The following is a 13661-nucleotide window of genomic DNA, read 5'->3' on the forward strand; positions in this document are numbered from 1 at the left end:
ATGAAGTCATTTGGTTGTCTCGCACTACTCCTCTGTCTCTGCTTCTCTGCCCGTGCCGAATTGGACACGCTCTGGTCTCATCAGGTGGACATCACCGACAACAACTGGGCAATTGATGTGGCCACGGTTCTGCAAAGCGGTGCCGTTATGGCCGCCGCATCGCGCTCCGACGGCGGCTCCGTAAACCTCTGGCGGTTCGGTCTCTTCGGAGAAATCGAATGGTCCGGCTCGGTCGACTTTCCCAGTAGCTACATCTATCTTGTCGGAATAGAGCAGTACGTAGACGGGCAAATCGCGCTGCTCGGAATTTATTACTCCTCCAACGGCGATTCCGGTAACTTCCTTCATGTGAAACGCGTTTCCGAAGCTGGAGTCGACCTCGGCGATGATGTCTATCCCTTGCAGTTATACGATTCCTTTGTCGGACTGACTTCCACGGCTGACAATTCGATTCTGCTCTATTCGTACTACTGGACGGCGAACGGTACGGCGACTCCCCTGCTTGTCAAATTCGATTCCCACGGCGATACCGTCTGGACACGGCACACCGGACCGGATGAATTCTCCGTCATGGGCAGAGCTGTCCGTGAACTACCGAACGGTGACCTTCTGCTTGGGGGTAACGTCAATAGCGCTGATTCCCAATACCGCGGATTTGTCATGCGCACCCATGCCGACGGCTCAACCGTCTGGACGAATGTGTATGATAGCAATACCGACATCGGCCTCACCGTAAACTCGCTTGACTTCGATGCCGCCGGCAATATCGTAGCCGGCGGAACCGATGGGAATTTCTGGTGGTTCTCAAGACCTTGGGCGATTGGCCTCACCCCCGGTGGGTCTCAGCGCTGGATCCTCGTCAATCAGGAAAATCTTGATATCGGAATCGTAGGGATTCGCGCTACTCCGGACGGCGGAGCAGTCTACTGCGGTTCCAATTTCCCTGATTTCGGTTTTATTCAATCCGAAATCTATTCGGTGGAAGCATCAGGCGAGCCGACACTCGAAATGGAGCTTCCGACTCCCTCCCAGTTTCTCGGCATGTCCAATGACGGACCGCGCGGTGCCGTTATCTACGGCTCGGTCGGACTCGAAAGCGGCTTCAATGACGGATACCTCATGCGCTTCGGACCGACCACCACCGTGCAGGGTTTCGTGCGCGCCGCGGGGTCCAATGCTCCCCTTGAAGGCGTGCGCGTCGAACTGCTCGAATCGCAAGAGTATGCAGTCTCCGATGTGCAGGGAATCTTCAATCTTTATGTCAGTCTGACGACCGGCACACTGCGGCTCACAAGCCCCTGTACCACTCCGCTGCAGGAGACGGTGACTCTGATTGAAGGCGGACAAAACGTGCGCAACTATTCGCTCGGCATCCCGCGCTTTGACAATCCCGTCACCAGCATCAATCGCGTCGTCACTCTCGACATGTGGGAACACGACACGCTGACGGTGTATAACGACGGCAACGGCGCGCTCCACTTCTGGACCGAACCCGTGCAGCTTTCCCCGACCACCTACGAATGGCTGCGTGTCTCGCCGCAATCCGGTGAAATTCCGCCCAATTCCTCTGCGGAAATTATTGTCTCGGTGGGTGCGCAGTCCGCCTTTCCCGAAATTGAGCTTTATGGTCAGGCGCGCATTCATCACAATGCCTGCCCCGATACCGTCAATGAAATCGGTATTTACACGCTCGCGCTCGATTCACCCGAGCGGCCTGCTCCGGCGGAGACCTTCACACTGCACCCGGCCTATCCAAACCCGTTCAATGCCGTAACTCGCGTTTCCTTCGACGTGCCGCAAACCGCGCTCGTCACGGCAAAGCTCTATTCCATTCAAGGCCGAGAAGTCGCGACACTCGCCGACCGCGTCTTCGATGCCGGCACTCATGAACTCGCGCTCTCGGCCGACTACCTCGCCACCGGAGTCTATCTCCTCCGCGTCACCACTGGCGCACATGTGGCCACACAAAAACTCGTTCTGCTGAAATAACTTGTTATACCAATCTCCTGCCTCGAATCTCGTGAAGCGGCGGCATCCACTCTGGATGCCCCGCTTCCTCTCGCTGCCGCTCCTCCTCGCACTTCTTCTCGCTGCTTGCGGTGAACCCCCTGTTCGCAAAGTCTATCGCGGCGGGACGGAACACATGCCCCTGCTCGACAGCCGTGTTCTCCGCTACCGCGAAAAAAGCGAACAGGAAACTTATGAGTACACTCTCTCGTTAAAATACATCGGGGGAAGGGTCTGGAAAGTTTACACGACCCATGACGAAAACATACCCTACGGCCGCATTGAGTTTACTTCAAACGGCAACATCGTTGAAGCGGCTGCACTGATTTCCCTGACTTCCCTCGAGTCACGTAAGCGTGTCAGCGCGTTCAATCAAGTCTGGGTGGACGAAGGTGCTAATGTGGACAGCGTCTGGCGCGATGAATCGACCGGTACCGAAACACTCGTCGCGGGCTATGAAACCGTCACCGTGCCCGCAGGCACTTTCGAAGAGTGTCTCAAAACCGTCACCACGCCGCTGCCCGAAGTTGCGGACTCCATTGAAGCACGCTATCAGCGCGGCGAGTCCGGCGAAGACCTCTATGTCAAAGAGCGTGAAGTTGCCAACTGGCAAACCGTGCGCTGGTTCGCGTCTGGTGTCGGTTTGGTCAAAGAGCAAATCGGTCCCCCCGGAGAAGTGAAAATCATCCGCGAGCTGATTGCCGTCGAATCCGAAGGCGTCGGGCTGGTGGATAGCGTCTATCTCGATACCGAACGGGAAGTCCCGCAGCAAACTGAGCCTCATCTGAAGCTCGACTCGCAGGACGAACCCGCTCAGGAATAATCACGTTTTTGCCGTCTGAATCTTATCAAAGTAAAATGAAACTTTCGTTCTGGATTTCGCTCGCACTCGCCGCACAGCTCGGCTTTGCCGCGGACGTTAAACTCTCGTCCTATGAGCAGAGCAAGGCTGAATCACAATTTGTTGCCGCACTCGACACCTGCTCGACCTTTATGGCTCGGCTCGCCGTCGCCCGGCAATTCCAGAAAAACTATCCTGCCGATGCGGGCGTGCAAATCCGCGCCGCGGACATGCTCGTCCTCGAAGATGCCGCGCAGGTTGTCGCCTACTACGCCGACCGCGCCAAAGTGAATCCCAATTCCGAGCTCGACCTCTACATCGCCGGACGTTATTCCTCCGTCATCGCCGATAAACAAGCCTACGTCAGTAGAATTTTCGCTCTCAACCCCCAAAGCTATTGGGGGTCTTTACTGCAGGCCACCGCATATCCCGCCGAAGAGGACTCCGATTTCAGCAAAGCCGAAGCCGCTCTGCTGCGCGCCATAGACATCAATAACTCCCTGCCGTACGCGCCAACCCTCCTCGGTGAACTCTGGGCGCGCTCCGGAAAGACTGAGGCCGCCGAAAAACTCTTCGTCGAAATGAGCAAGCAGTCCCCGGGGAGTTTTGAACCCGTGCAGCGGCGTCTCATGCTGCATCCCGGTGAATTCAAACAGCATCTCGACATCGTCGATAGCTTTCTTGAAAAGAACCCCAAAAACGTCATGGCGCTCGATATCCGCGCCCGCATCTGTCGCGAACTCGGTGACTGGAACTGCTATATCTCTTCCATGCAGAAAGCCGTCGCCGAAGCTCCCGATGCCGTCAATCACTACAACCTCGCCTGCGGCTTTTCCATCACCGGACAGAAGGATTCTGCCTACGCGCATCTCTTCGAATCCGCAAAACTCGGCATGAACGATGCCTCGCAATACACTGAAGACGATGACTTGATTCCCGTCCGCGATGATGCGCGATGGAGCGATTTGCTCGTTGCCGTCGAGGAAAGTCACACTCAGGAAATGCGCGCTCTCGCACAGGCCGTGCAGCGCGAAATGCCCGCCGAACAGAAAAAACTGGTCACAGAAAATCGTTCAGACACTCCCGCTCCGGATTTCACGCTTGAAAAACTCGGCGGCGGAACCGTCAAATTGTCTGACCTGAAAGGCAAAGTCGTCATTCTCGATTTCTGGGCGACATGGTGCGGCCCCTGCAAAATGACCATGCCGCAGCTCGACCAATTCTACAAAAACCGCCACGACGACGTCGAAGTCTTCGGCGTGAACGTCTGGGAACGCAGCGGCACCGCTGGTGTCGGCCCGTTCATTGAAAAAAACGGTTACACCTTCCCCATACTCTTCGGCCCCAATGAACTTGCCGAAAAGTATGGTGTGCGCGGAATTCCGACCATGTTCGTCATTGACAAAAGCGGCAAAATCGCGCACCGGCACGTCGGATACAATCCGCAAATCGGCCAAATTCTGAAAGCGCAAACCGAAGAACTCCTGAAGTGAACGAGTCCGTCCGGTTCGCACAGGTCACTTTGCCGCCGAACTGTTCACGCGTAGGGCGTGATTTAGCCCGTGACCACGACCCCATGATGTTCAAAGCGGTCTCGTGGGGCTTGAGATCGGCAATTCCGCCAACCGCAAGGAAGTGGAGAAGTTTTTGCACAATTATTCACAGGCACTCAAACCTGTAGTGATACGCGAAGTTCGCACGAAATTGGATACGGGCCGATAGGCCGCCATGGCTCAGAATACGAAAGACAATTCTCGATTAATATGATGCAACGCTATTTCCTGTTCGCCCTGCTGGGACTCTGCTCAGTCGCGTTGGCGGAACATCCCGCTCAACCCAATGTCTTCAAGGCCGCCGAAGCTGGCGATCTGAACGCCGTCAAATGGTATCTTGAAAATGGTTCCCATGTCAACGACATCGGAGATAACGGATATACGCCTCTCCATCTCGCTGCGTGGCAAGGTCACAACAGCGTCGTCCAATTCCTGCTCTCGAAAGGCGCCGATGTCAATGCCGTCAACGATGACGGATTCATCCCCCTGCACAATGCCGCCATGGGCGGTGACAGCGCCACCGTCAAACTGCTCATTGACCACGGTGCCGTCATCTACGCCATGGACAACAACATGATGCCGCCGCTCTTCCTCGCCGCTCTGCGTGACAACATTTCCAGCGCCAAGGCTCTCATCGCCGCCGGAGCCGACGTCAACTTCATGAATGAAAACAAGTGGACGGCTCTCCGCGTCGCCCAATGGAAAAAACATCAGGCGTCCATTGATTTCCTCAAGGCGCACGGCGCAAGGGAATAATCTCAACATCTGACCATGCCAACTTTTTCTTCCGTGGCCGTTCTGGGCGCGGGCACAATGGGGAGCGGTATCGCTCAACTCTGTGCTCAAGCAGGCAGCACGGTCTTTCTCTTTGATGCCTTCCCCGATGCGCTCAAACGAGCCCCGCAAAAAATCGAAAAAGACCTCGCCAAAGGCGTCGAACTCGGCAAGCTCTCAAAAGAGAGCGCAAAAGCCATTGTCGAGCGTATCAAGCCGATTAACTTCCTCGAAGAATGCAAGTCCGCGGATCTGATTATCGAGGCCGCGTCAGAATCGCTTGACATCAAAGTCGAACTCTTCGGTCAGCTTGACGGCCGTGTTAGTGACGACTGTATTCTCTCGACCAACACAAGCTCTCTCTCCGTCACGCAGATTGCCGCGCGCACCCGCTTTCCCCATCGCGTCTGCGGTTTTCACTTCTTCAATCCGGCCACACGCATGAAGCTTGTCGAAGTGGTTGCCGCGCACCAAACCGACAAGAGCACCATCGAACGCGTTGTCGCTTACAGCATCGAACTTGAGAAAACTCCCGTCGTGACCAAAGACACGCCGGGCTTTATTGTCAATCGCGTTGCGCGTCCCTATTATGGCGAAGCCTTGCGCGCGCTCGGTGAAGGTTTGGCCGACCACTTAACGATTGACAGAATCATGCGCGACGGTGGCGGCTTCAAGATGGGACCCTTCGAACTCATGGACCTAATCGGCATTGACATCAACTTCGCCGCCACGTCTTCCGTCTGGGAAGCCTACTTCCGCGACAGCCGCTACAGGCCGCATCCGATTCAAAAACAGATGGTCGATGCAGGTTTCTTAGGCAAAAAATCCGGCCGCGGTTTCTACGACTACTCCAACGAAAAATAATGGAACTTCGCGGCGGCACCCGCCGCGGGTGCCCCTATTCCGCCGAGCGGGGATTAAGCGAAGCGGTTCCCCGCCGGAATATGAGAGGAGCGTCGCCGAGCGGGGATTAAGCGAAGCGGTTCCCCGCCGGAATATATGAGAGGAGCTTCGCCGAGCGGGGATTAAGCGAAGCGGTTCTCTGCCGGAATATGAGAGGAGCTTCGCCGAGCGGGGATTAAGCGAAGCGGTTCCCCGCCGGAATCTGAGAGGAGCTTCGCCGAGCGGGGATTAAGCGAAGCGGTTCCCCGCAAGCGAAGCGGTTCCCCGCCGGAATCTGCTTCCGCTTTCCAATTTCCTATTTCTAATTTTCCGCGATGTCCGAACTCGAACTCTATCCCATCGAAAAAATTCTCTTCGTCGGCCCGCTCGATGACGTGCTCCCCTTAGCCGAGCGTGCCAAACAAGCCGGACACACTCCGACGTTGCTGCTCGCGCCCGCTGAAATTGAAGAAGGCCGTAAGCGCACGAAGATTCGCATTCTTGCCGCCGAAGAGCACGCCGACGCCGAACAGTTCGACATCGCCTTCGAGTGCTACACCACGGACGTCACCTCGAAATACGAGGCAATTCAATATCTCGAAGATGCCTTCCCCGGTGACGCTCCGATTGTCACCCTCACGTTAACCAGCGCGTTATGTGATTTACTCACGGATGCCGTCGCGCCCGAGCGCTTTGTCGGCGTGTCGATGCTGCCGCCGTTCTCCGAAACCACTTTAGCCGAACTCGTCAAGCTCGACAGCACCGATCCCGCAGTATTCGCGACAATCGAATCGCTCTTCGAGTCCATCGGCCTCAAAATTGCCACCGTCGGAGATGCTCCTGCCGGAGTTTTGGTGCGAGCGGTTGCATGTTTGGTCAACGAATCCTATAATGCTTTGCAAGAAGGCGTCGCCCCGGCCGCAGACATTGACACCGCCATGAAGCTCGGTGTCAACTACCCTCATGGCCCGATTGCGTGGGGACAAAAAATCGGCCTTGCCCGTGTAGAAGCCATCATGGACGGCCTCTATAACTGGTTCCACGAAGACCGCTACCGAGCCACCCCGCTGTTACGCCGCGCAGCAAGAATGTAGGGGCGGATGGCAATCCGCCCGTTCCGATTTCCCCCAGTCCTCTGGGGGGACAAAGGGGGGTAAACTCCCAAGTAACTTGACAACATCAAGAGTAATCTCGCCGAGTCGGGTTAAGGTCCGCCGCAACCCGACCGGAATCTGCTTTCTGACTTCTGATCTTTGACTTCTGACTTCCTCCCCCAAGAAGCCCCCTCACCAACGGCAAACCCTTGCCCTTGACGAGAGCACTTCACCAAGATTCCGGAGGGAGTTATGAATTCTCCGCGGCGGCACCCGCCGCGGGTGCCCCTTTTCCTCTTTCAAATTTCCTTTTTCCAATTTTAGATACCGAGGTCCTATGAAGAAACTTCTCCCCATCCTTCTCCTGATTGCCGCATTCTCCGTCGGCTGCCTGAACGTGCAGAACAAAACCTACACCTTCAAGCTCAATGCTGACGGCACCGGCTCAGGCTCCATCTTCTTCTACAACATTCATTCGAGTGATGAAGAAGAGCGCGATGTCTCTTTCAAAGACTTCGGCACACTCGTGACCGACTACCTCGAAGGCCAAACGTTTGAAGGTGAAAATCCCGATTGGACCATCACGAAGAAAGATCTCTTCGAGCAGGACGGCGTTCTCTGCGGCAAAGTCGAGTTCACGTTCAGCAACATGGGCGCCGCGCCGATTCTCCTGCTTCCCGGTGCCATTGACGAAACCCTCGTGGAACACAACGGCACCGGCGTGGCCCTCGGTGATGCCGAAGTCATCGAATGGACTGCCGACACCAAGGAGATCACCTACAAGACGGAAGTCACTTCAGACGTTGAAAATGTTCGTAACTTAGTCGAACAATACAACAACTGGAAGAAATCCAAAAAGTGATTCATAGGGGCGCAACATGTTGTGCCCGTTCGCATGAAGTAAAAAGCGGGGCGAACCATTTCGGTTCGCCCCGCTTGCATTTGATATCCCTTCGCTTACTTCAACGGTTTCGCAAACCGGATAACATTTCTATCCACCGTCACAATTCCTCGGTCGGAAAGTTTCTTCAGCATCCGTGAGAAAGTCTCGCTCGATATTCCGATCACTTCCGCAATCTCCGACCGCTGCAGAGGTTTGGTATGGTTGTTCCCGCCCGTAACGATTTCACCGTTGCCATCCGCAAGCCGCTCCAGCACTCGCATCGTCCGCTTCTGGGCCGTCTCCTGTGAATCGTGCAGCCACAACTCCTCAGACTCCCGAAGCTCCGAACACAATAGCTTGACGAAGTGCAAAGCAAGACGCTGATTTGTTTCCAGCGCGGCAAGAAAACTCTCCCGCGGTATCGCACAAACCGTGCAATCCTGCAGCGCCTCTGCGGTCGCCGCATACTCCTCATTTGTGATTACAGCCCGGTAGCCAAGCATGTCACCCGCACCCAGCAGCCGCAGCACCACGGGCTTTTCTCCCAGTCCCATCTTTGAAAGCTTCACCGTTCCCGCGTGAATGTAAAACACATAGATGGACGGATCACCCTCAATAAACAGCTTCTGCCTCGCCGCATACTGCCGGTGCACTCGCGGCTGACGGCTTCGTTCTGATTCCGCCAGAAATCCCTGACAAAGCGGCTCGCCTGCAAGCCCCTTGCATATCCGGCACCTCTCATCAAACTGCATTGTATTCTTTTCCATTGTCTCCAATCCTGCACATTGGATAGCCATCTTCAATTACACTATCAATATAGCACTCCTGATTCGACCTGCAAGTTCGGTGCAGCCCGCACTTTCGTTGACCCGGACAAGCACTTGTGACTCAAATTCAAAAACGATACTTTGTATTTGATTCCGCCTGAAATCAGCCGAGCCCCCTCACTTGTAGTGGCCACACTGTTCCTGAGAGTGCTTGACAATTCAGATTCTGGAGGGAATCATGACTGCCCGCTTTCTGCTTGCCCCGCTTTTCCTCGTCTTGACCTGTTTCATCGGCTGCGAAGATCCGCAGACCTGTGATTGCGGCGACCCCGCTCCGTTTCCCGGCTCCATTCAAATTATTACCGGAGTGCCGAATGATACACTTTTCATCGGCCCGGAATTGCTGCCTTCAACTCCCGTCATCATCATCTTATCGAGTAACAATGGAACGGCCATGTCCGGTGTAGCCGTGGACATCTCACTCCACGACCCGACTTTAGGTGTTTTGGAATTTTCCGACTCGCTGCTTCTGAACACGACTGACTTCCTCGGGCGTGTCTATCTCATTTTCCGGTCCTTCGGTGAAGTCGGCGACCAGTTCATTTTTGCCTCGGTCGGCAATATCTCCGCGACTCGATTCCTTTCCATCCGGCAGGCTCCGCCTCAAGGTACCGCTCTCAGTCTCACTGCTGTTCCTCAGCAGCTTGAGGCATACGCCGATGAAACCGTTTACAGCTCGATAACCGTCCGGCTTGTCGATAATGCCAATCGCGGCATCCCGAATCAATCCATAAACATCTCCGTAAATGCCGGTGTGCTTCCTGCGATTCCGCTAACCGACTCAACCGGACTGATTCAATTCAACTGGTCATTCCATGACCATTTCGGCTCCTTCTGGCTCGTCGCCAATTCCGGAGTTCTCCGCGATTCCGTCAACGTGGAAGTGTTTCCCTATCTCGAACCGCCTTTACTGCATGTCTATCTTGAACCCGCGGTTCTCTGGGCGGACAGCAATGAAAGCTGCATGACCAGAGTTACTCTCATCGCGCGCGACGGTTTCGGTCAACCCATCCTCGGAACTCTTCCCGTACTCTCCTTTTCCGGCGGCGTTCTCACCGAACCCTTACCCACAGACATGCACGGCGAAACCTCCCTCAACTGGGACTTCTTCAATGAATTCGGCACATTCATGCTTGCTGCCGAAATCGAGCATCACGGCATCACGGCCACGGATTCCGCGCAAGTGACCGTCGAATATCTCCCCTGACTTCCCGAGGAAAATGCCCGCAACAAAAAACGGGGCGAACCACTTCGGTTCGCCCCGCTCATTTAACAGCTTCGCTGATTACTTCAGCAGCACCATTTTCATCGTCGAAGTGAACTCGCCTGCGGTCAAGCGGTAGAGATACACTCCGCTCGTCAGATTCGCGCCGTCGAAATTCACGGTGTGCGAACCGGCAGTCAAGTTGCCGTTCACCAGCGTGGCGACTTCCTGTCCGGCGACGTTGTAAATGGTCAGGTTCACAAGCGAATTCTCAACCAGGTCAAAGCGAATCGAAGTTTCCGGATTGAACGGATTCGGATAGTTCTGATGCAATGCAAATTCCGTCACAATCGAATTTCCGCTGCGCGGAGTCGCCGACTGCGTGGCCAGCACATTGCGCTCGCCGTTCAAACCAACGACCGACAGCTCATAGGTATAATCAACATCGTTGACAACGGTTTCGTCCGTGTAGCTGTAGGTCGCTCCGGTTTCGCTGTTCCGGGCATTCACATTGGCAATCAGCATGCCGTCACGGCGAATTTCAAACTTCTCAAGCTCTGACTCCGAAATCGTGTTCCAGTTTAGCAGCACTTCACCGTTTCCGGCCACTGCGCTGAAATTGCCGAACTCAACCGGCAGCGGGCCGTCCACCGAACCCGAATTTCCGCCTGCCGTCCAATTCACAATGTCATCGCACCACGGATGATACAGAACAAAACCTGTCACCGTGCCGTAATTGAGCGGTTGAGCCGCGACGAAAATTATCGAATCACCGTCATTGCCGTCTCCACCCGGAAGCACCGACCAGAAAGTCGTCGCTTCGCCCGTCACAGAACCAACCGTGCCCGCACAGAAATTGGTGAAGACAACTTCGTCAATACAGCCGCTGACATGAGTCAGAGTGTATTCCCACCACGGCGGACCAAACGTGGAAACAGAAATCGTTCCCGCTGCCGGATCCGGGCAGCAGAAACCTTGATCATATGGAGTGCAATGACGATACTGGCCAACAAGTGCGAAAGAAACTTGAGTCTCCGTCCATGCTGCCGGGTCGCCCGTCCAGCCTTCATCCGGATTGCACTTCTCAATGGAGTTGCCCGCATTGCCGAACGCAAGGTCGGGATAGAAAACCGTCAACGAACCATCCACCAACTGACCGCCTGTGGCCGCGGTGAACAGAGCGAGGTTGTCGCCGCTGTTGCCGAGAGTCCAGGAGCCAATCACCGGTGCGCAAATGATTTCTCCAGTGATAACGGGCAAATCGACCCGGCTGAGAATCGCGCGCGCACCGGCGGCAAGGAATGTTCCCGCCGGAACTTGAATGACACCTTCACCGCCATTGCCGGGATAAACATCGTCATCGGAAAGCACCCAGCCCGAAATATCGAGCGTTGTGCTGGTCTGATTCAGAATTTCCACCCATTCAGCATCGGTTGAAGCGGTGTCATCATACATGACTTCAGTGATGACGACATCACCGGGATTCACGGTCACGTTCACCGTGAATTGGCAGATTCCGTCCACCGTCAGATTGCCCCACAAATCCGCGACATCATTCACCGTCACGGTGTAATTGTTGTTCGGCATCGGAGCAACAGTCAGATGAACCAAGGCGTGATTTGTTCCGTCACGAAGAGCAGAGAGCGGCGCGCCGATTCCCGGAGTAATATCGTAATTGGCTTCGGTTTCAGCGGAGGTGATTTCCACCGACTCGCTGAACAGCACGTCAATCGTGGTGTTGGTCACGGACACACAGGAAACTACCGTAGGCGGAATCGCGTCGGCGCACGCGCTGTTGGCGAAACCGGGAGTGCACTTGCGGTAGCGGCCGGTGGCGGAATAGATGTTTGTGGATTCGTGCCAAGCGGCGGCATCGCCGGTCCACATGGCATTGGGATCACACTTTTCAATCGAGTTGCCGAGATTGGTTCCGGCAAGATCGGGGAATTGGACTGTCAAAGAACCGTCAATCAAAGTTCCATTCGTAGCTGCGGAATAAAGAGCGAGATTGTCGCCGCTATTGCCAAGAGTCCACGTATTGGAAATTTGAACGCAGACGACGGCACCGGGAATTCCGGTGTTATCGCGGGCGAGAACCATGTAATCTCCCGCGCCGATCGTCGTGCCGACGGGAATCATGATGGCGCCTTCGCCGCCGTCGGCGGGATAGACGCTGTCATCGAGGAGCACCCAATCCGTGAGATTGATTGGTGCGCCGGTCGTATTGTGAATTTCAACCCATTCGAAGTCGGTCGAGGCCGTATCATCGTACATCACTTCGGTGATGACGACGGAGCCGGGGACTTGTGCGAACGAGAGCGATGCGGTCAAACACAGGGCCGCCAAAATCATCCAGAAACGGGACATGTTACCTCCGGTTGTCAGGGATAAAACCATAGCAAGTCGGTTAAATATAGTTAAACCGTTGCTGAGTGACAACCGTTGTGAGAACATCATCATAATTGACCCGTTAGGTCAACTAATTGAATTCTCGAAAGTTTTCGGAATGAGCCTACAACTAACTCACATTGTGAGCGATTGTAAGAGGCTGGCAGCTGGTGCAGAGCGAATTGTTTTGTTCGGGATGCAGGAAGTTTCCCCCGATAGTCCGGCAAAACAATAAACCGGTGGCTGTACGCGCAGTGGATCATGTTCACCCGTTCGGGGTTACTTGATATAGGCGAAGAGGCCAGTTGGTTGCGGAGAAACACTCCTCCCCAGCTCATTGATGGGCCGGCCACGGTTCGCGATGTCCGTCGGGTTCCGAGGGAAGGGGCTTGTGTTTAGCTGTGCATAATATAAGATATATTCTTTCATCTGTCAAGTCATTGTGTCTCAAAAACGCAATTGTTGTAAACATATGTGCAATTATAAGATACGAGAAAGTGGCATTGGACTTAGGAAGTGGTAAGGAAATCTGAAGAGGCATGGTACGGAATAGGAAGGGGGAAGTCCGAAGCGATTGGAAAACACAATTGGCGTAAGCATATTAATAATTTATAATTAATGACATTTGCATTTGACGATTCGAATTCTTATAATATATGCGTGCGCACGCATTTAATTTAGACAGCAAATCATTCACTTGATATGAAAACGCAATCGGACGTGAACAGCTTTTCTCAACTCTTCGAGCTTATCAGCGAATTGGCCCGGCGAAAATACCAGGACGGCGAACGCTTGTTCTCCACCATCGGACTGAATCATACTGAGGCGCGATTGCTTAACGCGCTGTATGAAGAGGAAGGAGTCTGCGAGCAGGAGCGGCTCTCATCTTACCTTCATGTTGACAGAAGCAATGCAGGCAGAGGGTTGAAACGGCTCGAGCTGGAAGGCTACATTGAACGGCAGCGAGGCGGGTCTGACAAACGCAGGAACGGTGTAAAAATGACAGAGAAGGGAGAGAAGAAGGCCGGTGAGATTCACGCTCTGCGGGAGAAGATGACGGAGAGTTTCTTTGGCAGCCTCACGATAGAAGAAGCAACACAAGCGGTGACCCTGCTGAGAAAGGCGCTTGAAAACAAACCGAAGTAACATCGGCATAAATGCGAGCAGCGCGCGCGGAAGTGTCAACGGAGACTTGCAGGTTGATGGGA

11 protein-coding genes are annotated in these 13661 nt (G+C 54.6%); 9 read left to right on the plus strand and 2 right to left on the minus strand.

Going from position 1 to position 13661, the window contains the following annotated elements; genetic code table 11:
• From HUU59_06300 to HUU59_06330, 7 genes are all read left to right on the plus strand, one after another.
• Positions 1-1989: a T9SS type A sorting domain-containing protein gene (locus HUU59_06300; protein NUO19045.1), complete on the plus strand. Its 1989-nt coding sequence runs from the start codon at positions 1-3 to the stop codon at positions 1987-1989.
• Between the two features lie 55 nt (positions 1990-2044).
• Positions 2045-2830 carry a hypothetical protein gene (locus tag HUU59_06305; protein NUO19046.1) on the plus strand — a complete coding sequence of 262 codons (786 nt, stop codon included), beginning with the start codon at positions 2045-2047 and terminating at the stop codon, positions 2828-2830.
• Between the two features lie 35 nt (positions 2831-2865).
• On the plus strand, positions 2866-4341 hold the full coding sequence (locus HUU59_06310; GenBank protein ID NUO19047.1) for a redoxin family protein: 1476 nt from the start codon (positions 2866-2868) through the stop codon (positions 4339-4341).
• 273 nt (positions 4342-4614) lie between these two features.
• Positions 4615-5157, plus strand: coding sequence for an ankyrin repeat domain-containing protein (locus HUU59_06315; protein NUO19048.1), 543 nt, complete (start codon positions 4615-4617; stop codon positions 5155-5157).
• Between the two features lie 15 nt (positions 5158-5172).
• Positions 5173-6039 carry a 3-hydroxybutyryl-CoA dehydrogenase gene (locus HUU59_06320; GenBank protein NUO19049.1) on the plus strand — a complete coding sequence of 289 codons (867 nt, stop codon included), beginning with the start codon at positions 5173-5175 and terminating at the stop codon, positions 6037-6039.
• A gap of 353 nt (positions 6040-6392) precedes the next feature.
• Entirely contained in the window at positions 6393-7151 is a 759-nt protein-coding gene (locus HUU59_06325) for a hypothetical protein (protein ID NUO19050.1), read from the plus strand.
• A gap of 337 nt (positions 7152-7488) precedes the next feature.
• The gene (locus HUU59_06330) at positions 7489-8013 is read left to right on the plus strand and encodes a hypothetical protein (GenBank protein ID NUO19051.1); all 525 of its coding nucleotides are present in this window, start codon (positions 7489-7491) and stop codon (positions 8011-8013) included.
• A 95-nt stretch (positions 8014-8108) separates the two neighbouring features.
• Here HUU59_06330 and HUU59_06335 read toward each other — a convergent pair whose 3' ends face one another.
• The gene (locus tag HUU59_06335; GenBank protein ID NUO19052.1) at positions 8109-8801 is read right to left on the minus strand and encodes a Crp/Fnr family transcriptional regulator; all 693 of its coding nucleotides are present in this window, start codon (positions 8799-8801) and stop codon (positions 8109-8111) included.
• 238 nt (positions 8802-9039) lie between these two features.
• Here HUU59_06335 and HUU59_06340 point away from each other — a divergent pair, with 238 nt between their 5' ends.
• On the plus strand, positions 9040-10068 hold the full coding sequence (locus tag HUU59_06340; protein NUO19053.1) for an Ig-like domain-containing protein: 1029 nt from the start codon (positions 9040-9042) through the stop codon (positions 10066-10068).
• 78 nt (positions 10069-10146) lie between these two features.
• On the opposite strand, the gene HUU59_06345 is transcribed toward HUU59_06340, so the two are convergent.
• Positions 10147-12432: a lamin tail domain-containing protein gene (locus HUU59_06345; GenBank protein ID NUO19054.1), complete on the minus strand. Its 2286-nt coding sequence runs from the start codon at positions 12430-12432 to the stop codon at positions 10147-10149.
• Between the two features lie 723 nt (positions 12433-13155).
• Between HUU59_06345 and HUU59_06350 the strand changes: the two genes are divergently transcribed.
• Positions 13156-13599 carry a MarR family transcriptional regulator gene (locus tag HUU59_06350; GenBank protein NUO19055.1) on the plus strand — a complete coding sequence of 148 codons (444 nt, stop codon included), beginning with the start codon at positions 13156-13158 and terminating at the stop codon, positions 13597-13599.
• The last annotated feature ends 62 nt before the right edge of the window (positions 13600-13661 follow it).

The organism is bacterium, from assembly GCA_013360195.1.
Taxonomy (GTDB): domain Bacteria; phylum Electryoneota; class RPQS01; order RPQS01; family RPQS01; genus JABWCQ01.

What these genes read in the sequence shown, in the direction of transcription:
- HUU59_06325 (NUO19050.1), top strand. Translation starts at nt 6,393, where the DNA reads ATGTCCGAACTCGAACTCTATCCCATCGAAAAAATTCTCTTCGTCGGC.
- HUU59_06310 (NUO19047.1), top strand. Translation starts at nt 2,866, where the DNA reads ATGAAACTTTCGTTCTGGATTTCGCTCGCACTCGCCGCACAGCTCGGC.
- HUU59_06350 (NUO19055.1), top strand. Translation starts at nt 13,156, where the DNA reads ATGAAAACGCAATCGGACGTGAACAGCTTTTCTCAACTCTTCGAGCTT.
- HUU59_06320 (NUO19049.1), top strand. Translation starts at nt 5,173, where the DNA reads ATGCCAACTTTTTCTTCCGTGGCCGTTCTGGGCGCGGGCACAATGGGG.
- HUU59_06345 (NUO19054.1), bottom strand. Translation starts at nt 12,432, where the DNA reads ATGTCCCGTTTCTGGATGATTTTGGCGGCCCTGTGTTTGACCGCATCG.
- HUU59_06315 (NUO19048.1), top strand. Translation starts at nt 4,615, where the DNA reads ATGCAACGCTATTTCCTGTTCGCCCTGCTGGGACTCTGCTCAGTCGCG.
- HUU59_06300 (NUO19045.1), top strand. Translation starts at nt 1, where the DNA reads ATGAAGTCATTTGGTTGTCTCGCACTACTCCTCTGTCTCTGCTTCTCT.
- HUU59_06340 (NUO19053.1), top strand. Translation starts at nt 9,040, where the DNA reads ATGACTGCCCGCTTTCTGCTTGCCCCGCTTTTCCTCGTCTTGACCTGT.
- HUU59_06330 (NUO19051.1), top strand. Translation starts at nt 7,489, where the DNA reads ATGAAGAAACTTCTCCCCATCCTTCTCCTGATTGCCGCATTCTCCGTC.
- HUU59_06335 (NUO19052.1), bottom strand. Translation starts at nt 8,801, where the DNA reads ATGGAAAAGAATACAATGCAGTTTGATGAGAGGTGCCGGATATGCAAG.
- HUU59_06305 (NUO19046.1), top strand. Translation starts at nt 2,045, where the DNA reads ATGCCCCGCTTCCTCTCGCTGCCGCTCCTCCTCGCACTTCTTCTCGCT.